Here is a 25714-nt window from a genome sequence, read left to right as displayed (position 1 = left end):
AATATATTCAATCGTACTAGTATCATCGCTAATTTCCTAATGAGAGCACGATCAATGATGCACTTATCTGAAGCTGGTTCCTCACGGTAAGCCTAACCTGATGGATCTGGTGGATCTGTACCTGCCCGGAGCTACTTGGCGAGTGATTTTTGCACCGGTTGTCCGGCTTCAAGTGTAACGGCCTCGTTGTACAGCTTGATCTCGATGGCATCGCCTTCGACGATCTCCAAGGTCACGCCGTCCTTCTCGATCGATACGCCGATGAGGCGGCCGCGGAAGTTCAGGCGGAATGCGTACTTCTCCCAATCCTTCGGAATGGCGGGGGAGAGGGAGAGCCCGCTCTCCTTCAGACGCATGCCGGCAAAGCCGTATACGATGGACATCCAGGTACCGCCCATGTTGGCCATATGCAGACCGTCCTTTGTGTTGCCGTGCGTATTGTCCAGGTCCAGGCGCGCCGTCTCGATGAAGTATTCGTAAGCCTTGTCCATGCTGCCAATCTTCGAAGCCATGATGCTGAAGATGCAGGAGGACAGGGACGAGTCATGTGTCGTAATGCCTTCATAGTAGTCGTACGAACGCTGAATCGTTTCATAGCTTTGCTCGTCTTCCAGCAGGAAGTGCGCTAAAACCGTGTCGGCTTGCTTACACACCTGATAACGGTAAATCGTTAGCGGATGGTAATTCAGCAGCAGAGGATATTTGTCCTCCGGCGTGTTCTCGAAATCCCATACCGCTTTGCGGAGGAACGTGTCATCCTGCGGGTTAATGCCAAGAGCTTCATCATACGGGAGCAGCATAGCTTCCGCGGCTTTCGCCCATGCCGAGATTTCATCCTCGGTGACGCCAAGCCGGTCGCACAGGGATTGGAAGCCTTGTGCATCATAGGACTTCAGAATGGAGCAGCTCTTGGCAGCCCATTTCAAGTTATGTTTTGCCATGACGTTGGTGTAATAGTTGTTGTTCACGCAGCAGGTATATTCATCCGGGCCGGTAACTTCATCAATATGGAACGCCCCGTTATAATAGTGGCCGATATCGGCCCAGAGACGTGCGGTTTCGATCAGTACCTCGGCACCGTAAGACAAGAGGAAATCCTGATCCTGTTCGGCCAGATGGTACTGGATATAGCTGTATGCGATATCTGCACTGATATGATACTGCGCCGTGCCCGAAGGGAAAAAGGAGGAGCACTCCGTTCCGGAAATGGTGCGCCACGGGAACAAAGCGCCTTGCCGGTGTCCCATTTCCCGAGCTCTCGCTCTCGCCTGTTCCAGTGTGGAATAGCGGTACAGCAGCAGCTGGCGCGCGATGTCCGGCTGCGTCATCAGGAATACCGGGAACATGTAAATTTCGGTGTCCCAGAAATAATGGCCTTCATATCCTTCGCCGCTGAGCCCTTTGGCGGAAATGTTGCTGTGTTTGTCCCGCCCTGCGGACTGCAGCAGCTGGAACAAGTTGAAGCGGATGCCTTCCTGCAGCTGGTCATCGTTCTGAATCACCACATCCGCAGACTTCCAATAGTCATTTAAATATTCGATTTGCTCTGCAAGCAGATCCTCGAAGGAAAGCTCCTTCAAACTCTCTTGCAGCTGAATCCCGCGCTCGATCATATCCTGCCCGTGACGAAGGCTGTCGGTATACAGATTGTATTTCGTAAAGCCGATCGGTCCGGTCAATGAAAGGGTAGCCGTGTAGGTGACTTCACCGGCTCCATTTTCAAGTTGAACGTCAGCATCGGCATCCAGGCGGTGGCGGGTAACGCAAGCCGCACGCAGCTTGGATGCCATCGTTTCATCAACGACATAGGCATCGCTGCCCTTAACGCCAGTTTCGGTGACGGTCATCCGTTCCGCATGTCCTGCGCCGACCCGGGGATCATTGGGATTGGTGTAGTTTTTCACTTTGCCGTTCACCGTAGAGACGATGCGGACCTGGCCGTTGTAATTGACCGGCTCTATCCGTACATGGATGGCGAACAGCTCACGGTGCGTAAAGGACACCAGGCGGCGGAAGGTCAGCTTAATCTCTTTGTCTTCGGGCGATCTCCAATGCACGATTCGTTCGGAATATCCCTTGTCCATAAACAAGCGGCGTTCAAACGAAATAATCGTGCCGTGATCCAGACGGAAGGGTTCTTTCTCATCGCCTAAATAGATCAGGACCGATTGGGCATCAATATGGTTAACGAGTTTTTGCTGTGTATCGGGAAAGGCGAACAGTTTCTCGCCGTAAGGGATTTCAATAACGTCGTGGAAAGCATTCAGGTAAGTTCCGCGAATGGTGGACATGTCCTCTCCGTAGCCTTCTTCGAAGTTGCCACGTACACCCAAGTAACCGTTTCCGAGTGCAAAAATACTTTCCATATTCAGCAAGGCTTGCTGTGACAACTCAGGATTTGAAATTGTCCAGGTCATGGTCTACACTTCCTTCCTAGCATGGTTATGCTTGAATTTTAGAGCCAAACGGGGTTATGTTATACTAAAATATCAAGGTTTTTATCAATATTTTTAGGTGGTGCAGAAATAATGAAGGAACCTTCCCGCACAGGAAATCATCCCTTTTATTTGTCTTCCCGCATGCATTATCTGCGCGAGAATTTTATACATCCTCCGTTTGATTACGAGCACGAGTTAATGGAGGCCATACGCTTCGGGGACGAGAACAGGGCCATGGATATGCTGCGCAAGATTAACGAGCTGGAGGCCGCCGTGCTTGCGACATATCCGCTTCGATCCAAGAAGAATGCCTTAATTGCGTCTTGCACCCTGTTTACCCGGGCGATCATCAAGGGCGGCGTCGACCCGGAGATAGCCTTTCATTTAAGTGATACGCTAATCCTTGAGATTGAGAAAATGAGTGATGTGGAGCGGCTGGTTCATTTTGAATATGAAATGCTGGTTCAGTTTGTTTCGATGATTCGCTCCGAGAAGGAAGAAGTATCCTATTCGCATATTGTGAATTTGGCGATATATTACATCAGGGAGCATATTTTTGAGGAGCTGACCTTACAGCGGGTTGCAAAATATTTAAACGTTCACCCGAGCTACCTGTCCGATCGCTTTAAGCGGGAGACGGGTGTATCCATTACAACCTTTATGAATCGGCGGAAGATTGAAGAATCCAAGCATTTGCTGACCCATACAAACCAATCGATCTCCGAAATCGCGTTTACGTTCAAGTTCTGCAGCCAGAGTTATTATACGCAATTATTCAAGAATTTCACGGGGATGACCCCGAGAAAATTCCGAATCAGCGGTACGGCGCGATAACGAACGATGACAACGAACAACGAGAAGTGAGAGAAACGAGAAGAGAGAGAATGTCATGAACAAACTCAAGCAGAAAATGCTTCATCTCAGTCTGGAGAAGAAACTGATCGTTGCTTTCTCCGCATTTATCATTGTGCCGCTCATTCTGATCGGCGGGATTGTATCGTGGGTCTACGTAGAGAATAATCGGGGTACGATGATTGATGCTGCCGTGGAGAACAACAAACAAATCATCAAGAATATCGATACCTCCTTGCAGCCGCTGCTGCGGCTGTCGATGTTTCCGATCCAGGATTCCACGGTGTATCCCATCATGCGCAAGGATTATGGCAAGGTGACCTACCCATTGCTTGAGCGGGGGCGGGATTTCGATAAAGTGAACGGCTTGATCCAGAGCGGAGTCATGCTGTATTCCGATTTGATTGACTCGGTTGTCATCTACCACGAGAACAGCCAGTCTATCATCGGCAGAAGCAACAAGGAGTACATGAATTTCGCTTATTTCAAGGAGCAGTTCACGCGCGAGCCTTTTGTCCAGAAGATCAGAGGTGCCCACGGGCGCTTCGTTCCGGTAGGCATCCACCAGGAGAAACTGCTGTCCACCAAGGCTACTCCGGTCGTATCTGCCGGCCGAGCGATCATGGACCCCTATACAAAGGAAGATCTGGGCTTTATTCTGTTTAACATTTCGGTGGACAAACTGAAGACGCTCTGGAGCGATTCGGCATTTTCGGAGAACACGAATTTCTATCTGATTGATGAAGCGGATCATATCGTGCACAGCATTTATCCGGAGGAGATCGGGCTGCCGGCAGCCGAGGTGCTGGGGAGTGATTTTCAATATAACGCTGACGGTGAAGTCAATACGCAGATTAATCGGGATACGTACATGATATCTTCGTCCTCTTCTATGGCCGACTGGAAGGCGGTTACGGTAATTCCGAAAAAAGACCTCTTCTCCATCGTGTACCTGATGGTAGCCATCCTGATGGGCGCCTTGATTCTGCTGCTCGTGCTGTCCATTCTGATCTCGGCGCGCATCGCGACCACGATCATGAAGCCGCTGTCGGTACTGAACAGCAAGATGAAGCTTGTCTCCCAAGGTCAGCTTGACGTAAGCTTTGATACGAGGCAGCATGGGGAGATCGGCGTGATCAGCCATACCGTGGACCAGATGCTGCAGGAAATCCGCGATTTGATTGAGCGGATCTATGTGGAGGAAGAAGAGAAGCGGACGCTGGAGATGAATGCGCTGCAATCCCAGATCCGTCCGCATTTTATATATAACACGCTGAACGTGATCAAGTGGATGGCCAAAATCCAGGGGGCCACCGGCATTGAGGAAGCGCTGCAGGCCTTCTCTTCGGTCATCAAGTTTACGGTGAAGAAGGAGGGCAACTATGTGACCATTGCAGAGGAAGTCGAGTTTATGGAGAATTACACGAAAATTCTCGATTTCCGCTATTTTAATAAATTCGATGTTACGTATGAGGTTGAACCAGCCGTAATGAATCATAGGACGTTGAAATTTTTGCTTCAGCCCCTGGTGGAGAATGCAGTCTTCCACGGTTTCGAAGGTATTGATTATAAAGGGATGCTGGTGATATCCATATATGAGGAAGAAGAAACATTGATTATGAAAGTAAGTGATAACGGTCGCGGTTTTCCGGAGGGCGGACAAGCCAAGCAGGAGCAGGAAGGTCCTCGTGATACCTTCAACTCGATCGGACTAAACAATATAAGGAACCGGATATCTCTTCATTTTGGACCGGAGTACGGCCTGTGGATCAAGAGCGGAGAGCATGGCGGAACGGTGGCCTGGATTCGGGTTCCGATCATCACAGAAGAAGCAGGGTGATAGCAAGTGCGAATACTAATCGTAGATGACGAACCGCTTGTGCGCATCGGTATCAAATCGGCCATCGACTGGGAGGCCCAGGGTGTGGACATTGTCGGTGAAGCGGGCGACGGTGAAGAAGCGCTGCGCATGATAACGGAAACGGTACCGGACGTGGTGCTGCTGGATATCAAGATGCCGAAGATGGACGGAATCGAAGTGCTGCGGGCAATGAAGGAGCGGCAGCTGCCGGTTCAAGCCGTCGTGCTGAGCAGCTTCGACGACATAACGTATGTGAAGGAAGCTCTGAAGTTAGGGGCCTTCGATTACTTCCATAAGCCGGACATGAATGAGCGCGAGCTGACGGCGATGCTGAAGAGCATTCGGGAGCAGTTTGGAAGTCAGCAGGCTCCGGCCCGAACCGGAGCGAATGTACCCGGCAGCCGGAAGGAACAGATTCTATATGACGCGCTTCAAGGGAACGTCCATGACCTGTCAGCAGAGACTGGGTTGAAAGAGGGCAATATGTATGTCGTTCTCTTCAAAATCAAGGATTATCAAGCGGTCATCAAGAGGTACACCAAAGAAACGGAATCGATCCTGCCCAATACGGTTCAGAACGTAGTAGGCGAGATTCTATCGACGGAGAAGGAAGTGGAGTTTCTTCGGCTGAATGAGCAGCTATATGCCGTATTTATAAGCAACAGCGAATTGAAAAGTCTGCTGGCATCGTTGACCCGCGTCAATAAAATGGTTCAGATGATCAGCTCGGCGCTAAAGCGCTTTGTGAATATTGACATCGTGCTGGGCATTAGCGATTGGTTTGCTGATTTTGACGGCATTTCCATGGGTTATGAGCAAGCAGGCAGAGCCTTGTCCCAGCAATTTTACCACCCGGAGACTTCGATATTTTATTATCAGCATCTGAGACAGAAGAGCGAGAGCGTTTATCAGCAGGCGGATGTCTATTTGAGCCAGATGAAGTCTGCGCTCAGGGAAGAAGCGAATGACCGGTTTCTCGAGCTGCTATCCACGTGGGAGAAGTTTCTGGAGCAAGAAGAGTGCATGGAAGAGAAGGATGTCCGCAAAGTGTATGAAGGCTTGAAGTTTATAGTTTATGATCGGGGAAAGCGGCGGCAAGCCAAGCGGAGCCGTGCAGGAAGAAGTTGCAGGCTTGCAGGGAATCCATGATTTTCAACAGCTGTCCGCTGCATACCGGACCCTGTTCGAAGCACGGTTTAAGCATCGCCACGATCTGGGGTTTAAGGGATACAGCCAGCTCACGCGCAATATTATGGAGTACACGGAGGAACATTATGCGGAGAGCCTCTCGCTGAAGCTGTTCGGGGAGCTGTTTCATGTCAGTCCGAATTACGTCAGCCGGCTGTTTAAACAGGAGGTCGGTCAAGGACTGTTCGATTATATCAACGAGCTTCGGATCGAGAAGGCGAAGGTGCTGCTTAAGAACTACCGCTACAAAATTTATGACGTTGCCGAGATGGTAGGGTTTAATAATCAGGCCCATTTTGCGATTGTATTTCAGAAATACACAGGCTTTTCTCCTAAACAGTATAGGAAAGAAGAAGTGTGATAATCGAAAAGAAAGTATGATTTTTAATAAAAATGATCTTACCGCACAATCTATTTATAAAAAAATAGTCAATTTTAAAAAATTAATCATCATTTGATTAATTTTTTTTATTGCCCTCGCTCTTTATGATTAAGGTGCAAGTTAAAACGAAAAGAAATGTAGGGGGTAGCATCATGGGTAAAGTGAACAGGAAGTTTTCTGCCATGCTGGTGTTGTGCCTGGCTCTTGTTGTTGGGTTGACCGCTTGCGGCGGCAATAAAAGCGCTGACAATACAGATAACGGATCTGGAGATGCAGGAGAAAAAGTGACGGTGAATTTCGGATTCTGGGGTACGGCACAGGATTTGGAGATTTACCAGAAAGCAGCAGACACCATCTCCGAGCAATATCCGGAGCTTGAACTCAAAATCAAACAATATCCGAGCAGTGAGCAATTCTGGAACACGCTGCCGGGCGAAATCGCTGCCGGCGTTGCGCCTGATTTCATTAAGATGTCCAATGAAGGTGCTTACGAATACATCAACAAAGGGTTGTTCTCGCCAATCGATGAACTGGTTCAAGCGGCTGGCGTAGACATGAGCCGTTTCCCGGATGCGTCGAAGAAAATTTGGAACGTGGACGGCAAACAATACGGCGTGCCGAACAGCGATATGCCGGCGATGTTCTTCATCAACGAGCAGATGTGGAAAGATGCCGGTCTCGGCGAGTACCCGACGACTTGGGATGAAGTGATCGAAGCGGCAAAAGTGCTGAACAAAGGCAATGTGAAGGGCATTATCGTGAACCTGGATGCCTTCCATATCACGAACTACGTGAAGAGCTTCGGCGGCGGCTGGGGCAACGGTGAGACCATCAACTCGCCAGAGAACGTGAAGGCGCTGGAAATGATCATCGATATGTATGACGAAGGACTTGCTGTAACACCGAAATCACTCGGCTTCGGCTGGGATGGCGAAGTGTTCAGCAATGAGCAGGGCGCAATGAGTACGGGTGGCTACTGGTACAAGGGTTACCTGAAGGATGCGAATCCGGATCTGAAAATGGTAGCCATTCCGGTTCCTAAAGGAACAACTAACGGAAGCACCATGAGCTCGGATGCTTACATGGTACTGAAAGACGCGAAGAACAAAGAAGCTGCGCTGAAAGCTGCTTATTATATGACCAATGACGATACGCAAACCGCATTCATGGAGCTCGGCTTTAATCCGGCGGTATCCTCGTTGTCCGAGCAGTATTTCGAGAAAAACCCTGAATTCAAGGCGCTGCAGCCTGCGCTGGAGTACAGCACAGACTATGGTTATCCGACGGATACCAAGCGTTTCACGGATGAACTCGTTAAAGAATTGGAAGGTTTGATTCTGGGCGGCTCCGGTAAAACAGCTCAGCAAATTCTCGATGACATTCAAGGCCAGTTTAAATAAGAAAAAGGCAACACCCGCTCCCGCTCCTTGTTCTCAGGGGAGCGGGAGCCTTTGTTCACCTATTAGAATTTGAGTAAGGGAGTGGGGGATAACTTATGTCCGATTACAGCAGCAAGCACGCTGATTTGAAAGGAAACAAGATCAGGCAATCCTGGTTCCGTTCGTTGGCAGACTCCGACAAGACACTGGGCTGGTTGTTTTCACTGCCCTTTTTGATATTGTGGGCGTGGTGGTTTCTATATCCATTTATCCAGTCTTTCGTAAGAAGTTTTCAAGATGCGAACTTCGCTGCCTTGGACCAGGCGAAATTCATCGGCCTCGAAAACTATGTCACCATTCTTCAAGATAAAGAATTCTTCCGGGCGCTGCTTCATTCCCTGGAAATCGTGGTCATCTCGATTCCGATTCAGACTGTCCTCGGTTTGCTCTTGGCCATCCTGGTCAATCAGAAACTGAAAGGCAAGGGGATATTCCGGACGGTATTCTTCATTCCGTATATCACCTCGCAAATCGCGATCACCACCGTGTTCATGATGCTGTTTAAGCAGGGCACCTTCCTAACGGAATTTTTCGGAGCTTTAGGCTTCGGGAATGTAACATGGTTTGCAGATACCAACTATGCGCTCTTATTCGTATGTATTCTGTTTATCTTCCAGCAAGCCGGCTTCACCATGATTGTGTACTTGTCGGGCCTGCAGGAAATTCCGAAGGATCTGTACGAAGCTGGCGAGATTGACGGAGCATCCAAATGGAACAAATTCCGCTACATCACGGTTCCGTTCCTGAAGCCGATCACGTTCTTCATCGTGTCGGTATCGACGATCGCCGGCTTCCAGATCTACGACCAGATTGCGGCGATTTCCCGGTATGGCGCGCTCGGTTCGCCAGCAGGTGCTACCAGTACGGTGGTTACGTATTTCTACCAGCACGGGATCCGTTACATGAACATTGGATACGGAAGCGCGGCGGTGGTGTTGTTCTTCATAATCATCATGCTGATTACGTACCTGCAAAAAAAATTCTTGGATGAGAAGGAGTGAGAGTAATGTTGACCCGTACGAACAACGGTCGGCTGTTTCTGTATATCGGCACGATCATACTGGGGCTCTTATTCGCCCTTCCTTTTCTCTATACCCTTTATACGTCCATCATCCCGATGCGCCATGTTAATACCCTGACGTCGCCGGCCAACTGGACGTTCGAGAACTTCAAAATCTTCTTCACGAACGATGCGTACAATGTGCCGAGATGGTTTCTGAACACCGTGATCATGACCGGCGTCGTTGTCATCGGGAACCTGATCATTAACCCGATGGCCGGCTTTGCCCTGGCCAAGCTGAATTTCAAGGGAAAAGGTCTGATTTACTGGATCGTCGTTGCCACCATGATGGTGCCGTACCATATGATCCTGATCCCGGTGTACGTGAATGTGGCGCAGCTTGGATGGTTGAACACATTCTGGGGGTTAACGGTGCCCTTCCTGTATCAGGGCTTGTACATCTTCATGCTCCGACAGTTCTTCATCTCGGTTCCAAATGAGTTTTTGGAGGCTGCACGGATGGATGGCCTGACGAAGATGGGTGCTTTCTGGCGGATCGTGTACCCGCTGGCCCGTTCATCGCTGATTACGATGTCGATTCTTGCTTTTGCCGGCACCTGGAACAGTTATCTTGTTCCGAGTACGCTTGCGAATACACCGGAAATGTATGTGCTGGTTGTTGGTCTGAACAGCGTGAAGGATATGTTCTTTGAGAATACGCCGATGATTATGGCGGGGGTTGTGCTGTCCACGCTGCCGATCATCCTGTTCTTCTTCCTGTTCCAGCGCCAATATATTGAGGGGATTTCGAACGCCGGCGTGAAAGGTTGATATAAAGCCTTGGGAGGGATTAGACATGGATAACGTGGAACAGCGTGCGAAGGATCTTCTCACGCAGATGACCTTGACCGAGAAGGTCGGTCAGACGGTGCAATACGGCCGGTGCGAGGAGCAGGAGCTGAAGCTGGTTGCCGAAGGCAAGATCGGGTCCTTGCTGAATGTGCATGGTCCGAAAAAGATCAACGAGCTACAGCGGCTGGCCGTGGAGGAAACGCGGCTGGGGATTCCCCTTCTCATCGGGGATGATGTCATTCACGGTTTCCGTACCATCTTTCCGATTCCGCTCGGCGAAGCCGCCAGCTGGGATCTGGAAGGGATGGAGAAGAACGCCCGCATTGCTGCGGCAGAGGCATCCGCGGAAGGCATCCGCTGGACTTTCGCCCCGATGGTCGACATCACGCGTGATCCCCGTTGGGGCCGCATCGCGGAGAGCACGGGGGAGGACGTCTATCTGTCCTCCCTGGCCGCTGCCGCGAAGGTCAGAGGATTTCAAAGTCCGAATGAGGACGGCTACCCGACGGTGGCGGCATGCGTGAAGCATTTTGCCGGTTATGGCTGGATCGAAGGCGGTCGGGACTATGACACGACGGACATGTCGGAGCGGACCTTGCGGGAAACCGTGTTGCCGCCGTTTGAGCACGGGATTCGGGCAGGGGCACTGTCCGTGATGAGTGCTTTCAGCGAACTGAGCGGGGTTCCTGCTTCCGGAAGCCGATATCTGCTGCGGGATATATTGAAGCGGGAGTGGGGCTTTGAAGGTATGGTGGTCAGCGACTGGGAGTCGATCGAGGAGCTGATCTATCATGGCTATGCCGAGGATCGGAAGGATTCCGCGTTGAAGGGATTGAACGCCGGCGTCGACATGGACATGCACGCCGGAGTCTATCTTGATCATCTGGAAACGCTGGTCCAGGAAAACCCTGAGCTGCTAGAGCTATTGGACGATGCGGTACTTCGCATCTTGCAGGTAAAAATTCGCCTTGGATTGTTCGAGAATCCGTATGTAAGCGAAGACATAGTAGAAGCCGGAGACACACGGAAAGGGAAGTCCATTCCTGCGGCGCATTTGGATCAGGCAAGAGACAGTGCCCGGAAATCCATCGTGCTGCTGCAGAATAACAGCGGGATTTTACCGCTGGATACCGGCAAGCACAAGAGGCTGGCGTTAATTGGGCCGCTGGCGGATGACCGCCACAATTCGATGGGCTGCTGGGCTTGGAAAGGCCGCGATGAGGACGTTGTCACGGTATGGGATGCTTTTCAATCGGAAATCGCACCTAAAGCCGAGGTGTTCTATGAGCAGGGCAGCGGTATTCTGGAGGGGCTGGATGGGGGAGTGGAACGGGCTGTGGAGCTCGCCAGACAGTCCGATGTCGCCGTGGTCGTTGTGGGCGAATCCGAAGCGATGACGGGCGAGCATTACAATGTAACGTCCATTACGCTTCCACCCTGTCAGGAGCGCCTGATTCAGGAGCTGAAACGTCAGACCGACACGCCGATCGTCGTCGTGCTGATGAACGGACGTCCGCTTGCCACTCCATGGCTGCATGAACATGCGGATGCTGTGGTTGAAGCGTGGCATTTGGGAACCGCCACAGGTCATGCGCTTGTAGATGTGCTTACCGGCACTTACAATCCAAGTGGTCGCCTGCCGGTTACCGTTCCGCGTGCGACGGGCCAAATTCCGATGTATTACAACCGGAAGAATACCGGACGTCCTCATTTGTACGAAGATTATATCGATTGCGATGATTCTCCGCTGTATCCGTTCGGGTATGGCCTCAGTTATACAACGTTCGAATATACGGATTTGCGGCTGGATCGGCATCAAATCGGCCGGGATGAGTCCGTAGATGTATCGGTGAGCATAACGAATACCGGACAAAGAGCCGGCGAGGAAACCGTTCAGCTGTACATTCGCGACTTGGTTGCAAGCTCGACCCGGCCGGTCAGAGAGTTGAAGGGATTCCGCAAGGTACAGCTGCAGCCGGGCGAGAGCCGGACGGTACATTTTACGCTGGGACGTGAAGAACTTGGGCTATTGGATGAGAGACTTGCGTTTACGGTAGAGCCCGGGAAGTTCCATGTCTGGGTCGGACCACATTCGGAAGAAGGACTGCAGGCTGAGCTTGTAGTTGTTGAATAACCGGAATCAAAGGGGGATTTAAACATGGACTACCGTGTAATTAAAGAAGGAGATTTATTCTTTCTGACCGGGCTTAATGGAGATATCGTCCTGGGGGATGAACAAGGCCATGGTTTATATACGAAGGATACGCGTTTTTTGAGCCGCATGGAGCTGTTCATCGATGGCGAGAAGCCTTCGCTTCTGTCCTCCACGGGGGACAAGAGTTATGTTGCTTCATTCCGTCTGATGAAGGATGCCAAGGATGAAGGGGCGATTGAAGTGCTTCGGGAGCGCTTCATCTACAATGGCATTTTGTACGAGCGCTGCACACTGACCAATTATTTCGTGACGGACTCGAATATCGAGTTCGCGGTTTCCTTCGACGCGGACTTTCAGGATATGTTCCTGGTCCGTAAATACCGTACCGGGGAAGTTGGCAAGATGGAGGGGATTCTGACCGGCGATCAGGATATGACGCTGGCCTACGTCGGGGCTGATAACCTGAAAAGACAGACACGCATTGCTTGGGATGCGGACGGCGGCCAAGCGGATGAGGCCGGGAACGTCTCGTTCCCGTTGTCCCTGAAAGCCAAAGAGCGGAAGGTCATTACTTTCTTTGTCACGCCGATGACGGAGCAGCATTCCGTAACGGAGCCGCTCACCTACGAAGAAGGGCTGAAGAAGCTCGAAGCCTCGTATGAAGAATGGTACCGGAACAGCTCACGGGTCCAGTCGGATTCCGCGCTGTTCAGCGGCTTGTACCAGAGAGGGCTGCAGGATCTGCGCATGCTGACGACCGATGTGGGCTTCGGCGATACAACAGTCGCGGGGCTGCCGTGGTTCGCGGTTCCATTCGGCAGGGACAGCTTGATCACGGCCCTGTTCATGCTTCCGGTGAACCCGCAGCATGCCAAGGGGACCTTGAGAACGCTGGCAGCTTATCAAGGCGAGAAGACGGACCCTTGGCGGGATGAGCAGCCGGGCAAAATCATGCATGAGATTCGCTATGGAGAGCTTGTCACGACGAATCAATCGCCCTTCTCGCCGTATTACGGTACCATCGATTCCACACCGCTGTTTCTGGCGCTGATCGGCGAGTATTACCGCTGGACAGGCGATCTTTCCTTGGCGGAGGAATTGAAGCCAAACATGCTGCGGGCATTGGATTACATCGACGCCTCGCTTGAAGCGGGCTCCGGCTTCATGGCTTACAAGCAGGAAGCCGAGAAAGGCTTCCCGAACCAGGGCTGGAAGGATTCCGCCAACTCGATCATCCATGAGAATGGGGAGTATGCGGAATCTCCGATCGCACTGTCGGAGGTCCAGGGCTATGTGTATCAAGCCAAGGCATCGCTGGTGCCCGTTTTTGCAGAGTTAGGCGAGCCGGAACGGGCCCGCAGGCTGGAGACGGAAGCCGCGGAGCTTCGGGCTCGATTCGAATCGGCCTTCTGGATGGAGGATGAGATGTGTTATGCCATCGCACTGGATAAGGATCTCCGTCAGGTGCGCAGCGTATCCTCGAATCCCGGGCATCTGCTTATGAGCGGGCTGCCGGAAGAGAGCCGGGCGAAAGCCCAATCCAAGCGGATGCTCAGAAGCGATATGTTTAACGGATATGGAATCCGCACGATGAGCACAGACTCCACGGGATACTATCCGATGAGTTATCACAACGGCAGTGTATGGCCGCATGATAATGCCATGATCCTGCTGGGACTTGGCAAGCAGGGATTCAAGGATGAGGCGGGTAAGGTCATCTCCGGCCTGCTGCAGGCTTCGGCGCATTTTGAGTACCAGCGTCTGCCGGAGCTGTTCTGCGGACATGATGCGAAGCTCGGTTATCCGGTTCCATACCCGACAACCTGTTCGCCGCAGGCATGGGCAGCGGGAACCTCGATTGCCTTCCTGCAGGCGATGCTCGGATTGTATCCGAATGCAGCGAGGAAGGAAATTGCGTTGTCTCCGTTCCTTCCGGAAGGGATGAATGAGCTGAAGGCCGAGCGGATTGCCATCGGAAACGGCCATCTGTCCGTATTCGTCGTACGGGAAGCCGGCAGCAGCACGTTTAAAGTCCAAGTACTTGAGAATACAACCGGATTCAATCTTGTGGATTGATCTTTTATCAGATTCTGTGTGCACGAACAACCTGACTCTTAATACTTAAGGGTCAGGTTGTTTTTGGTTGAAATTAGAGGAACGTATGTTCTATAATAGTGAAGTGAGTTTGAATGGATTGTTGTATACATACCGGATGGGAGAGAAACTATGAATTCCTATTGTACATATGCATTACATCAGATTGAAGTTGCCGTTGTATCCATCGTGGCGATAATCGACAAGCTCGATGAAGCGGATTTGCTCGTTAAGCCGACCGAGGACAAACATTCTGTCGGGGAATTGCTCAAGCATATCGCCGTCATCTGCCGGGCCGATTTCCACATATCACAAGGAGCTGCGCAGGAGGAGATGAGCGCCTATTATGCAGGTGTATCGATTCATAACCTGAAGGATATACAGGCTGAATTGTTAAGCAACTATTCGTATCTGGAACAGGCGTTCAGAGAGATGACGGAAGAAGAGCTTCATCAGGAGATGACGTCCTACTGGGGCGTCACCTATTCGAGGTACGAATGGCTGCTTGAAATACTGGGTCATGTGTACCACCACCGGGGACAGCTGCATGCGATGCTGGTTCACTGTAACGGAAAGGACCCGAAGGTCCCGTTATTCGAATAGCCATGGGATGGAGGAGATCCATCCGGGCCGGACAAGGGGGCGTTCTTGTCCGGCCTTTTTTCTGACCTGACCATATTAAAACTCCTTTCCTTCCTCGCATAGAAATCCACCTAAAAAACATACGATCGCGCATCGTCAATCGATCTGGAAATCCTTTATAGTAATGACACAGCATGGAATATGTTTGCCACCCATCGTTAAGCTCCCCGCAGATTTACGCACGGCGTCATGATGTTTCTGTTTTTGCAGCAGCACCTGAACCAGCATACCCTCTCATTATGTTTATTGCATTCTTCCTTATAAACTGCCAGTGCGCGAGATTTTGCCTATGTTCGGGTGATCCTAACAGGGTTATTCGTGCTGGGGGCGTGATGGGGAGGATAGCGGCGGCGGTTGACCAACACAGGGCACATAGGAACATAGGAGTTCAAGGGAGGTGATCGGCACGAACGGAACATAGTTGTAAGCGCATACTTATTTCTTCCGGCATGCGGCCGGGAAGACGAGACTAACGTATGCAACGTACACAAGGAAAACATTTGATATCAGGAGGTTGGATCATGAAATCCAGAAGGTTGATGAATAGAATCAAACCTGCTGTCATGAGTTTACTCGTATTGATGCTGATATGGACACAGCTGATCATGGTGCCTGACCCGGGCTTTGCTGAGGGATCCCATACCGATTCGCATCCAGCCGTTCAGATTGGAGATGGGCAGCAATGGGATGGCGATCCGGCGGCGGGGGAACCCGCTATGGATCAACCGGGCGGAGGCCGGCCCGGCTCCGGTCATGAGGAGGTGCCAGGAGATGGCTCAGGCGATGAAGGCACTCCGGGCGGCGGGTCCGAAGGAGGTAAAGCACCTGCATCCGGCGAAGACGCCAAAGCGCCAGCAGCCGAGGATGCCGTAATCGCAGCGGAGCCAGGCAATCTGGCGGCTGGCAAGAATATGACGGCCAGCTCCTATAACCAGACCTATGCTGCCGGGAATGCCAATGATTCTAACCAGGCTACCTACTGGGAGAGCAGCAACAACGCCTTTCCTCAGTGGCTTCAGGTGGATCTGGGCAGCTCCTACAGTGTCAACAAAGTGATATTGAAGCTGCCTGCGAACGGGTGGGAGACGAGATCTCAGACGTTGACCGTACAAGGCAGCAGCAACGGCTCAGCGTTCAACAACCTGTCTTCTTCCGCTGCCTATACATTTAATCCGGCAGACGGCAATAAGGTTACGATCAATCTGACCGCGCAATCGGCGCGATATGTACGGCTGCTTTTCACCGCCAATACCGCATGGCCAGCCGGTCAGATTTCCGAGTTCGAAGTGTACGGCCAGGCACCGGCCGGGGATACAGAGGCACCGACTGCCCCGGGCAACCTCGCTTATACTGAGCCAGCTTCAGGCCAAATTAAGCTGACCTGGTCGGCATCAGCGGACAATGTCGGCGTAACGGGGTACGATATATACGCCAATCAGGCAGTGCGGGCAAGCGTAGCCGGCAATGTGCTGACGTATACGGATAATCAGCCTGCTGCCGCCACGGTCAGTTACTTTGTGAAGGCCAAAGACGCAGCCGGTAATGTATCTGCCGCCAGCAACACGGTGACCCGCACAGGCAGCGGCGGCGGAGGCAACGGAACCAATCTGGCGCTGAACAAGCCGATCACGGCTTCCTCGAACGAGTACATTTATGCTGCTTCCAATGCCAATGATGGCAGCTTGAGCACGTATTGGGAAGGCAGTGCCAACCGTTATCCGCATACGCTGACCGTTGATTTAGGCTCCAACGCGGACATTTCGTCGGTTGTGCTGAAGCTGAATCCGGATAGCCAATGGGGAACGCGGGCGCAGACAATTCAGGTGCTGGGCCATGATCAGAACAGTAACGCCTTCACAAATCTGGTATCCGCTGCGCAGTATACCTTTAACCCGGCCACGGGCAATACGGTGACCATTCCGGTTACTGCCAAAGTGAATGCCGTGCAGTTGAGGATCACGGCCAATACGGGTTCATCGGGAGGACAGATTGCCGAGTTTCAAGTTATCGGCACGCCTGCTTCCAATCCGGACTTGACCATTACGGGAATGTCCTGGACACCGGTGAACCCGGTGGAAACCGACAGCATTGTATTAACGGCTGTAGTGAAGAACATCGGGACCCTCTCTTCCGGGGCAACAACCGTCAATTTCTATCATGGCAATACCAAGCTCGGTACTTCGAATGTGGCGGGACTTGCAGCCGGTGCTTCGGCTAACGTGACCTTGAATCTCGGTGCCAAGGAGGAGGGAACATATCAACTCACGGCCAAGGTGGATGAGAACAATGCCGTCATAGAGCAGAACGAAGCCAATAACAGCTATACGCATCCGACATCCATGGTCATCAGCCCTGTTCAAAGCTCCGACCTGGTGGCAGCGACCAGTTGGTCACCGGGCAATCCGGCTGCCGGAAACAGTGTGAATTTCACCGTTACGGTGAAGAACCAGGGTACGGCCGCGTCCGCTGGAGGTGCCCACGGCATTAAGGTGACCCTGAGCGATGCGAATACAAACAACGTCATTCAGACCTTTACAGGCACGGTGAATGGCGTCATCGCCAGTGGGGCTTCGGCTCAGCCGGTGAACGTAGGCAGCTGGACGGCGGCCAACGGCAAGTACAACGTGAAGACCGAGGTGGCCGTGGATGCCAATGAGCTGCCGGTGAAGCAAGCTAATAACATCGCAACAAGTCCGCTCTTTATCGGACGGGGGGCGAATATGCCTTATGACATGTATGAGGCCGAGGATGCCGTCGTTGGCGGCGGAGCGGGTGTGGTCGGGCCGAACCGCAACATCGGGGATATTGCCGGTGAAGCATCCGGCCGGAAGGCGGTCACACTCCATTCAACAGGCAGCTTCGTAGAGTTCACGACGAAAGCCAGCACGAATAGTCTGGTTACGCGCTTCTCGATTCCGGATGCGCCTGGCGGCGGAGGGATCGATGCCACCCTGAACGTCTATGTGGATGGTGTCTTTACCAAGACCATCAATCTCACTTCCAAATATGCATGGCTCTATGGCGATGAGGCCAATCCAAGCAACAGCCCATCTGCAGGAGCACCGCGTCACATATACGACGAGGCCAACATCATGTTTGATACCACCATCCCAAAGGGAAGCAAAATCCGCCTGCAGAAGGATGCAGCCAACACAAGCCAGTACGCCATTGATTTTATCAACCTGGAGCAGGTGACATTAATCCCGAATCCGGACCCGGCTAAATATGTCGTTCCCGCAGGTTTTACGCATCAGGACGTGCAGAATGCTTTGGATAAATTCCGCATGGATACAACGGGGAATCTGGTCGGCGTCTATCTCCCGGCCGGAACCTATCAGACATCGAATAAGTTCCAGGTTTACGGCAAACCGGTGAAAATCGTTGGTGCGGGCCCATGGTTTACCCGCTTTACCGGCCCATCGTCACAGAACAATACCGATATCGGATTTTCCGTCAATGCAACGGCGAACGGCTCCACCTTCGCGAACTTTGCATACTTTGGCAATTACACCTCCCGGATCGACGGACCGGGTAAAGTGTTCGATTTCTCGAACGTTGCGAACATGACGATCGATAACATCTGGGTGGAGCACCAAGTGTGCATGTATTGGGGCGCCAATACGGATTACATGAAAATTACCAACTCCCGGATCCGCAACGTGTTTGCTGATGGGATCAACATGACCAACGGCAGCACGAACAATCTCGTGAGCAACATTGAAGCACGGGCAACAGGGGATGACAGCTTTGCTCTGTTCTCCGCGATTGATGCGGGAGGGGCAGACGAGAAGGATAACGTCTACGAGAATCTGACTTCGCTGCTGACCTGGCGTGCGGCGGGCCTTGCGGTATATGGAGGATACGGCAATACGTTTCGTAATATCTACATTGCGGATACGCTCTGTTATTCCGGCGTCACGATCAGCTCGCTGGATTTCGGATACCCGATGAACGGCTTCGGCGCATCGCCGCCGACCCAATTCGAGAATATCTCGATTGTCCGTGCGGGCGGCCATTTCTGGAACCAGCAGACCTTCCCGGCAATGTGGCTGTTCTCAGCCTCAAAGGTGTTCCAGGGCATTCGGGTAACGGACGTGGACATTATCGATCCGACTTACCACGGCATCATGTTCCAGACCAATTATGTTGGCGGGCAGCCGCAGAACCCGGTCAAGGATACGATCTTTACGAACATTACGATCTCCGGTGCGAAAAAGAGCGGCGACGCATTTGACGCGAAGTCCGGCGTAGGAATCTGGGCTAACGAAATGCCGGAGCCGAACCAAGGTCCGGCCGTGGGCAGTGTGATCTTTAATAACCTGAAGATCACCGATACCGTAACGCCGATCAAGAATAACACCTCGACGTTTACGATTCAGGTGAATCCGTAATCCCCAAGGTGTAGAGCAGTCAGCGCATTTTGCAGACCAAACGGTTAAGCGCCTGAAACAGGCGCATGGAAGCATGGATTGGCAGGTCGTCCGATACCCTCGGGCGGCCTGTTTCCATCCTGTGCGATCTCCTGGCACGATCTGCCCTTCTATATGCCCCATAACCAGGGACGATTGCAAACGGAGTTGACGTTCTTTTTACAAAGCGCCATGTATTTATTACATTCAGCTCACATTCTTTTAAATTCGACAAATTAATACAATATTCGCTATAGACTCTAGCTAAATCATTCCACTATGATAGATATTAAATAGCTGATCGAGCTATTCTGAAAGCGTTCTCCCCATGTTCGCTGAACCGAAAATGATCCTAAGTCTAGGAGGGAACCTACCAAACCAGGCATATAGTAAAATCTGTTATCAGCTAAATGGAAAGCGCATTCATGACGTGTGGATTGTGTGCAGCGAGCGTCGTTAACACATATTTTACACATCGTTAATACTCACATGATCCTATCGCTTTATCATAGTGAGTGTTCGGTAAAGGGGGACACGCACTTATGACAGATCAGAAGAGAAGCCGTCTTCCCGTGATCGCTTCGATTACCAAGCTTGAACAGATCGATGCGGCTGTGAGCAGCGCGGTGGAACGGGTGAACCTGATGACAGGTGACATCATGAAACTAAGGGATATCGTAAGTCGGCTGCACTCCTCAGGCAAAAAAGTGTTTGTTCATTTGGAAATGGTAAGCGGGATTGGTCGTGACAATTCGGCTGTGCAGTATTTGGCGGATTCGTATCGGATCGATGGGATCATTACCACGAAGACCAATACGGTGGCAGCAGCGCGGCAAGCAGGCATCAGCTCGATACAGCGTGTGTTTGCCATTGATACGACAGCTTTAAGAACCGCCGTGAAGATGATCGGACAAGCGCGTCCGGACGAGGTGGAGCTGATGCCGGGACTTATGCCCCGCGTGATCCGCGACCTGAAGAAGGAAATTCACTGTCCGCTAATTGTGGGAGGTTTTTTACGAAGCGAAGAAGAAATCGATGAGGCACTGGCTAACGGTGCAGATCTCGTATCTACGGGTGATGCGCGCTTTTGGAAATAAAGCGTCCTGTAGGATTAATGGATTTACTACAATTACATATTTGCTAGGGGTGGAGACGATGAGATAACCCGAGTAGCAGCTACTTTAGCTTTTATAGGAGGTGGTGGCTCTTAGGTTGCGCTCTTTTGACGTCTCTATTTTTGTGCGCTTTTTAAGGGGTAGAAGGGTTGATTGGATGAGGAGCTTTCCTCATTCCTGAGGGTCCATGTGCCGCCAGGGCTGGCATTGGGATGGATGAAGTGTGGATAGACAAGCCATTATTCAGAAGAAGTTGATTCGAAAGGGGCTAGAGATCATCAATGAAAAAGAAATCATGGTTGTTGACGTTACTGACCATATTTATGGTCATCACCACGGCATGCGGAGGCGGCGGTGGAAGTGAAAGTGCTGGAGGCGAGGTTTCGCTGGATGATGTGGAAGCCGCTTCAATGGATATGAAGAACGATACAACACCTGTCAAAATCCAATACTGGCATGCCCACGCGGATGCCCAGCTTGAAGGCTTGAATTACATGATTGCAGAGTTTCAGAAGAAGTATCCTCATATTACGGTAGAACCGGTGTTCCAAGGCGGTTATCCTGACCTTCACAAGAAACTGTCGGCTGCCGTAGCTGCGAATAATGTACCGGCCGTGACCAATGTGGAGGTATCGTCCCTCGCGAACTTTGCGGACAGCGGTGTATTTGCCGACCTGGGTCCATGGATCAAGCGCGATGAAGTGAAGATGGACGATTTTGCTCAAGGGATGCTGAACGCCTATGCCTACAACGGCAAGCAATTCGGATTCCCGCTGATTGTCAGCACCAGCGTGTTTGTCTACAACAAAACGATGCTGGACGAGCTGGGCGTGGAGCCTCCTGCGAAATGGGATGAGATTGAGGATTTCAATGCAAAGGTAACAAAAAAGGAAGGCGACAAAACGACTCGCTATGCCTTCTCGGTTCCAGGCTGGGATACGTGGTACTATGACCCTTGGAACATTAACGGCGGCGGACAAATCCTGACGGAGGACCTGAGTGCTTCCGCTGTCGAGAACGAGGATTCCCTCCGCTACCTTCAGAATTTCTACAAATGGCAAAATGACGGCAGTATGCATATGGGCTTCGGTAAAGGAGCTTCCGACAATATGCGGCAAATGTTCCTGAACGGTGAAATCGCCATGGTACAGCACACTTCCGCGATGTTGAAGATGTACCGCGAGAATGCAGACTTCGAAGTCGGCGTATCCTTCATTCCTGGTGATAAAGTCCGTACCTCCAACATTGGCGGCGCAGGTATCGTCATGATGGAAGGTGCCAAGGATCTGGAGAAAGAAGCAGCATGGAAATTCATCGAGTTCATGACTTCAGCTGAGCAGAACATTAAATGGGCCGAATCCGTTGGATACCTGCCTACAAGAAAATCCGCGATCGAGTCGGAGGAAGGCGATCAATATTTCGAAAGATGGCCGCAATACCGATCGGTTTACGAGCATTTTGATGAAGTGACACCGCGTATGCAGCACCCGGCTTATCCTGAATTCAGTGAAGTGTACAAAGAAGTTGTAGGGGAAATGGTGCTGAACAAAAAAGATCCGACACCACTTATGCAGGATGCGGCCAAGAAGATCAACGATATTCTGGCTGACTATGAGTGATGCCTATGGAGACCAATAAACAAGTGACTAAGGCGGCGTCCAATCGGGCGACCGCTTCGGTCTCTAAACGGATGTCTCATACGTTAATGGAGAAGTGGAAGGACTTTTCATTCGCGGTCCCGGCGCTGCTGTTCATGGGCGTGTTCCTGTATTATCCGCTGGGCTATTCCGTCTACATCAGCTTCACGAATTGGAATATGACTCGTCCGGTGAAAAAGTTCGTAGGCGTTGATAACTATACGCGTCTTCTGGGCAGCGCGGATTTCTATCAGTCCCTGAAGGTCACGTTCCTGTACACCTTGATGGACGTTGTATTCACGCTTGTGATCGGGCTGCTGCTGGCGCTGCTCCTCAATGTGTCCTCGTCACGTCTGTTCGGCTTCATGCGCGGTGTCATCTTCATGCCATATTACGTGTCGATGGTGGTTGCAGCCATGGTATTCACCTGGATATACAACGGACAATACGGGCTTCTGAATTCCATTGTATCCTGGTTTGGCATGGACCCTGTCCAATGGCTGACCAATCCCTCCACGGCATTACCGGCATTGGTTGCCGTTTCGGTATGGAAGGGCGTGGGCTTCGCGATGATCCTCTTTATTGCAGGCATGCGGGGGATTCCGGCGGAGTATTACGAGGCGGCTTCGATTGATGGGGCCAGCAAGCTTCGGCAGTTCCGCAATATTACACTGCCACTCTTGTCGCCGATGACCCTGTTTCTTGTCATTACCAGTTTTATTTCCTCCATGCAGGTGTTCCAGTCAATTGACGTAATGACAGACGGCGGTCCGCTCAAGGCCACAAACGCTATTGTGTACTGGATCTATACGATGGCTTTCGATGAATTCAAGACAGGAAGAGCCTCTGCGCTTGTCATGATTCTGTTCGTTATCATACTGCTGTTAACATTGGTTCAATGGGTGGTCAGCAGGAAGAAGGTGCACTATGAAGGATAATTATATGGCCGGGTCAGCCAAGAACCGCAAGACCATGATGACGCTTCGCATCATCGGAGCCGTCATGGTAACGCTTGTCATGTTCTTTCCGGTGTATTGGCTGCTGATCAGTGCGCTCAAGACGCAGTCTGAGATGCGGATGGCCGTTCCTACATTCTGGCCGGAAACCTTTGCCTGGCAGAACTTTGCCGAGGCCTTCCGGGTGATCCCTTATGCGCGGTTCTTCAGTAATACGCTGCTGATGGCGGTAGGAACGATTATTTTGCAGCTGAATGTGGCGCTGATGGCGGCATATGCTTTTGCGAAGGGGCAATTCTGGGGACGGGACGCTCTGTTCTTACTGGTTCTGGCTGCACTGATCGTGCCGGAGCAGGTCATTTTCGTTCCGGTGTACGTCATGATGTCCAAGCTGGATTGGCTGGACACCTTCTGGGCGCTCATCGTGCCTCATGGAGCTTCTGCTTACGCGATATTCCTGCTTAGGCAGGCCTTCAAATCCATCAACAATGACGTGCTGGAAGCAGCGCGCGTGGATGGAGCCGGAAGGTTCTCGATTCTGTATAAGCTGTTGTTTCGGATGGCATTGCCAACGATTGTCACCATGGGCGTCTTAATCTTCATCTCGTCCTGGAACTCGTATTTCTGGCCGCTCATCATGACCAACGACAACGATATGCGCGTGCTTACGGTAGGTATTGCCATGCTGCGGGATTCCATTGCCGGCAATGAAGCGATGTTCTTCAATGTTATTATGGCGTCCAGCGTCATGGCCATTATCCCGATCGTGCTGGTGTTTACGGTCATGCAGAAGCATATTGTAGCCGCCATGGCGAATTCGACATTTAAATAACCTCATTTTATTCGTTAAGAGATTAGGCGGAGTTGACGGAGAAAGCCTGCATCCCTTGGCACCGTTACCGAGGAGGACATATTCTTGAGAGACATTCGCCTGATCGTAAGCGATTTAGACGGTACGTTATTGTCACCCGATCATTCGTTAAGTGAACATGTAGCAGGGACTATCCGGCAATATGTGAAGGAAGGCGGCCTGTTCACGGTAGCAACGGGACGACCGTATCGGACTGCGATGCCTGTGATTCAGGAACTGGGAATCGATATCCCCGTCATTCTGAGCAATGGAGCCGTGCTCGCAGAAGGCGGGCGCGTCCTGGAACGATACTGTTTGTCCGTAAAGAACATCGCTGATATGCTGCTGGACTTCCACCTGATGGGACTGAGCGTGTTGTTATTCCGCGAGCACGAAATCCAGACCTTTGCACGCACCGAAGAGATCGAAGCCTATGAGCATAAGGAGCGCGTATCCTGCTCCGTGATATCTGCCCGATCTTCCCGCTGGACGGCGGGGGAGCTGGAGAAAGTGATATTAATCGGGAATCTGCTCGCATTCAACACGGTGTGGGACCGGTGGGAAAGCGTCCACCGCCATGCCGTTTCTCCGTTTCAGTCCGAGGCTGACTACGTGGAGCTTGTCTCGGGACAAGTTAGCAAAGGATTTATGCTGCAGCGTCTATCCCGCACGCTTGGGATCGAAGCGGGGCGGATCATGGCGATAGGCAATCAGATGAATGATCTGTCCATGCTGCAGCTGGCAGGGATTGGAGTATCGGTAGCGAACAGTCCTATAGAGCTTCAAATGGCATCCGATTACGTAAGTCAGGCATCTTATGGCGAAGGCGTGATCGAAGCCATCAATCGATTTGTACATGGAGGGAAGGGAATATGGAAGTACGGGGACTGGCCCATAGAGGATATCCGCTAAAATATCCGGAGAATACGATGCTCGGTTTTCAAAAAGCGCTGGAGCTTGGCTTCTCGCATCTGGAGCTGGATGTCCAGCTGACGAAGGACGGCGTGCCCGTTGTGATACACGACCCGACGGTAAACCGGACAACCAACGGTACAGGAGCGATCAACGCCTTCACGCTAGAGGAAATACGCAAGCTGGACGCAGGCCAGGGAGAGGTCATTCCAACGCTGGAGGAGGCGCTGCGTTTTGCCAAGGATCGGATGATCGTGGACATTGAGCTGAAGCAGATGGGCGATACCTATCCGGGGCTGGAGGAGAAGGTCATCAACGTGATCAAGGAAACGGGTATGGAGAAGCAGGTCTTCCTGACCTCCTTCGATCATTATTCCGTTGAACGGGCGCGTGCGCTTGATCCGGACATTGAGCTGGGCCTGGTTATATATGGGGCGACCCCTTCCGTTTTTCCGTATCTGGAAGCGATCGGGGCCCGGTATGTATCCGTAAAATACGTTTATGTGACCCCGAAGTTCATGGAGGAAGCACGCAAGCGGAACATCCAGCTCATTGTCTGGACACCGGATGATGAAGCAGCTCTGGAGACGCTTGCCCAATATCCGGAATTGTTGATCGTGACGAACAATTTGGAGGGCTGGGCCAAGGTATACCAAGAGAAGATTGCCCAGAACGCGTGAAACTCAAAAGAGGCAACGGCAGTTGGAGTGACGGATAACAGGCACTCGCATCATTCGAGTTCAGTACATCAGTGTAATTCTATCCTTCCGATGATGTCCGGCTTGCGGGTTGATGGAGATCGGCATGAACATAGAATGAAAAGGATCTGTCCCGGCATTTCATAATGGGGCAGATCCTTTTTCTAGTTATTTCGATAACCCATAAGGGTCTTGAAAATCCTAACTCTTGAGCGTCCTAATTACTGATGTGTA

18 protein-coding genes are annotated in these 25714 nt (G+C 51.6%); 17 read left to right on the top strand and 1 reads right to left on the bottom strand.

All coding sequences use genetic code 11. The features are described 5' to 3' along the window. Positions 1–131: 131 nt before the first annotated feature. Positions 132–2417: a glycoside hydrolase family 65 protein gene (locus B9D94_RS26210; protein ID WP_148248358.1), complete on the bottom strand. Its 2286-nt coding sequence runs from the start codon at positions 2415–2417 to the stop codon at positions 132–134. 111 nt (positions 2418–2528) lie between these two features. Between B9D94_RS26210 and B9D94_RS26205 the strand changes: the two genes are divergently transcribed. From B9D94_RS26205 to B9D94_RS26130, 17 genes are all read left to right on the top strand, one after another. Further along, positions 2529–3272 (top strand): helix-turn-helix domain-containing protein, encoded by a 744-nt coding sequence (locus tag B9D94_RS26205; RefSeq protein ID WP_006207843.1) that lies wholly within the window; start codon positions 2529–2531, stop codon positions 3270–3272. Between the two features lie 55 nt (positions 3273–3327). Next, positions 3328–5130: a sensor histidine kinase gene (locus B9D94_RS26200; RefSeq protein ID WP_036644001.1), complete on the top strand. Its 1803-nt coding sequence runs from the start codon at positions 3328–3330 to the stop codon at positions 5128–5130. A gap of 6 nt (positions 5131–5136) precedes the next feature. Next, on the top strand, positions 5137–6300 hold the full coding sequence (locus B9D94_RS26195; protein ID WP_253806050.1) for a response regulator: 1164 nt from the start codon (positions 5137–5139) through the stop codon (positions 6298–6300). Continuing rightward, on the top strand, positions 6227–6700 hold the full coding sequence (locus B9D94_RS31680; RefSeq protein ID WP_253806049.1) for a helix-turn-helix transcriptional regulator: 474 nt from the start codon (positions 6227–6229) through the stop codon (positions 6698–6700). Before B9D94_RS26195 ends, B9D94_RS31680 begins: the two co-directional genes overlap by 74 nt. 173 nt (positions 6701–6873) lie before the next feature. After that, entirely contained in the window at positions 6874–8121 is a 1248-nt protein-coding gene (locus B9D94_RS26190) for an ABC transporter substrate-binding protein (RefSeq protein WP_006207846.1), read from the top strand. Positions 8122–8216: 95 nt separating this feature from the next. Beyond that, positions 8217–9161: a carbohydrate ABC transporter permease gene (locus B9D94_RS26185; protein ID WP_148248357.1), complete on the top strand. Its 945-nt coding sequence runs from the start codon at positions 8217–8219 to the stop codon at positions 9159–9161. 5 nt (positions 9162–9166) lie between these two features. Beyond that, positions 9167–9991 (top strand): carbohydrate ABC transporter permease, encoded by an 825-nt coding sequence (locus B9D94_RS26180; RefSeq protein WP_006207848.1) that lies wholly within the window; start codon positions 9167–9169, stop codon positions 9989–9991. A 25-nt stretch (positions 9992–10016) separates the two neighbouring features. Further along, positions 10017–12146, top strand: coding sequence for a glycoside hydrolase family 3 N-terminal domain-containing protein (locus tag B9D94_RS26175; protein WP_006207849.1), 2130 nt, complete (start codon positions 10017–10019; stop codon positions 12144–12146). Between the two features lie 24 nt (positions 12147–12170). Then, the gene (locus B9D94_RS26170; RefSeq protein ID WP_036643994.1) at positions 12171–14243 is read left to right on the top strand and encodes an amylo-alpha-1,6-glucosidase; all 2073 of its coding nucleotides are present in this window, start codon (positions 12171–12173) and stop codon (positions 14241–14243) included. Between the two features lie 150 nt (positions 14244–14393). After that, positions 14394–14864 carry a DinB family protein gene (locus B9D94_RS26165; RefSeq protein ID WP_006207851.1) on the top strand — a complete coding sequence of 157 codons (471 nt, stop codon included), beginning with the start codon at positions 14394–14396 and terminating at the stop codon, positions 14862–14864. A gap of 560 nt (positions 14865–15424) precedes the next feature. Next, positions 15425–19294, top strand: a complete 3870-nt coding sequence (locus B9D94_RS26160; protein ID WP_148248356.1) for a discoidin domain-containing protein — start codon at positions 15425–15427, stop codon at positions 19292–19294. Between the two features lie 560 nt (positions 19295–19854). Next, positions 19855–20409, top strand: coding sequence for a glycerol-3-phosphate responsive antiterminator (locus B9D94_RS26155; RefSeq protein WP_006207853.1), 555 nt, complete (start codon positions 19855–19857; stop codon positions 20407–20409). A 299-nt stretch (positions 20410–20708) separates the two neighbouring features. Beyond that, positions 20709–22046, top strand: a complete 1338-nt coding sequence (locus B9D94_RS26150; protein WP_063478436.1) for an ABC transporter substrate-binding protein — start codon at positions 20709–20711, stop codon at positions 22044–22046. Positions 22047–22051: 5 nt separating this feature from the next. Further along, the gene (locus tag B9D94_RS26145; protein ID WP_148248355.1) at positions 22052–23002 is read left to right on the top strand and encodes a carbohydrate ABC transporter permease; all 951 of its coding nucleotides are present in this window, start codon (positions 22052–22054) and stop codon (positions 23000–23002) included. Further along, a complete protein-coding gene (locus B9D94_RS26140; protein WP_006207857.1) occupies positions 22992–23852 on the top strand; it encodes a carbohydrate ABC transporter permease in 861 nt (286 codons plus the stop codon). Before B9D94_RS26145 ends, B9D94_RS26140 begins: the two co-directional genes overlap by 11 nt. Before the next feature lie 84 nt (positions 23853–23936). Continuing rightward, positions 23937–24782, top strand: coding sequence for an HAD family hydrolase (locus tag B9D94_RS26135; RefSeq protein WP_006207858.1), 846 nt, complete (start codon positions 23937–23939; stop codon positions 24780–24782). Further along, positions 24743–25462 carry a glycerophosphodiester phosphodiesterase gene (locus B9D94_RS26130; protein WP_036643981.1) on the top strand — a complete coding sequence of 240 codons (720 nt, stop codon included), beginning with the start codon at positions 24743–24745 and terminating at the stop codon, positions 25460–25462. The genes B9D94_RS26135 and B9D94_RS26130 overlap by 40 nt, the downstream gene beginning before the upstream one ends. Positions 25463–25714: the final 252 nt, after the last annotated feature.

Source organism: Paenibacillus sp. Cedars, assembly GCF_003184205.1.
Lineage (GTDB): Bacteria > Bacillota > Bacilli > Paenibacillales > Paenibacillaceae > Paenibacillus_AQ > Paenibacillus_AQ glucanolyticus.
This window is presented reverse-complemented; position numbering and strand designations above follow the sequence as displayed.

Coding starts and splice junctions, on each gene's coding strand:
- B9D94_RS26210 (WP_148248358.1), bottom strand. CDS start 2,417: ATGACCTGGACAATTTCAAATCCTGAGTTGTCACAGCAAGCCTTGCTG.
- B9D94_RS26205 (WP_006207843.1), top strand. CDS start 2,529: ATGAAGGAACCTTCCCGCACAGGAAATCATCCCTTTTATTTGTCTTCC.
- B9D94_RS26200 (WP_036644001.1), top strand. CDS start 3,328: ATGAACAAACTCAAGCAGAAAATGCTTCATCTCAGTCTGGAGAAGAAA.
- B9D94_RS31680 (WP_253806049.1), top strand. CDS start 6,227: ATGATCGGGGAAAGCGGCGGCAAGCCAAGCGGAGCCGTGCAGGAAGAA.
- B9D94_RS26190 (WP_006207846.1), top strand. CDS start 6,874: ATGGGTAAAGTGAACAGGAAGTTTTCTGCCATGCTGGTGTTGTGCCTG.
- B9D94_RS26185 (WP_148248357.1), top strand. CDS start 8,217: ATGTCCGATTACAGCAGCAAGCACGCTGATTTGAAAGGAAACAAGATC.
- B9D94_RS26180 (WP_006207848.1), top strand. CDS start 9,167: ATGTTGACCCGTACGAACAACGGTCGGCTGTTTCTGTATATCGGCACG.
- B9D94_RS26175 (WP_006207849.1), top strand. CDS start 10,017: ATGGATAACGTGGAACAGCGTGCGAAGGATCTTCTCACGCAGATGACC.
- B9D94_RS26170 (WP_036643994.1), top strand. CDS start 12,171: ATGGACTACCGTGTAATTAAAGAAGGAGATTTATTCTTTCTGACCGGG.
- B9D94_RS26165 (WP_006207851.1), top strand. CDS start 14,394: ATGAATTCCTATTGTACATATGCATTACATCAGATTGAAGTTGCCGTT.
- B9D94_RS26160 (WP_148248356.1), top strand. CDS start 15,425: ATGAAATCCAGAAGGTTGATGAATAGAATCAAACCTGCTGTCATGAGT.
- B9D94_RS26155 (WP_006207853.1), top strand. CDS start 19,855: ATGACAGATCAGAAGAGAAGCCGTCTTCCCGTGATCGCTTCGATTACC.
- B9D94_RS26150 (WP_063478436.1), top strand. CDS start 20,709: ATGAAAAAGAAATCATGGTTGTTGACGTTACTGACCATATTTATGGTC.
- B9D94_RS26145 (WP_148248355.1), top strand. CDS start 22,052: ATGGAGACCAATAAACAAGTGACTAAGGCGGCGTCCAATCGGGCGACC.
- B9D94_RS26140 (WP_006207857.1), top strand. CDS start 22,992: ATGAAGGATAATTATATGGCCGGGTCAGCCAAGAACCGCAAGACCATG.
- B9D94_RS26130 (WP_036643981.1), top strand. CDS start 24,743: ATGGAAGTACGGGGACTGGCCCATAGAGGATATCCGCTAAAATATCCG.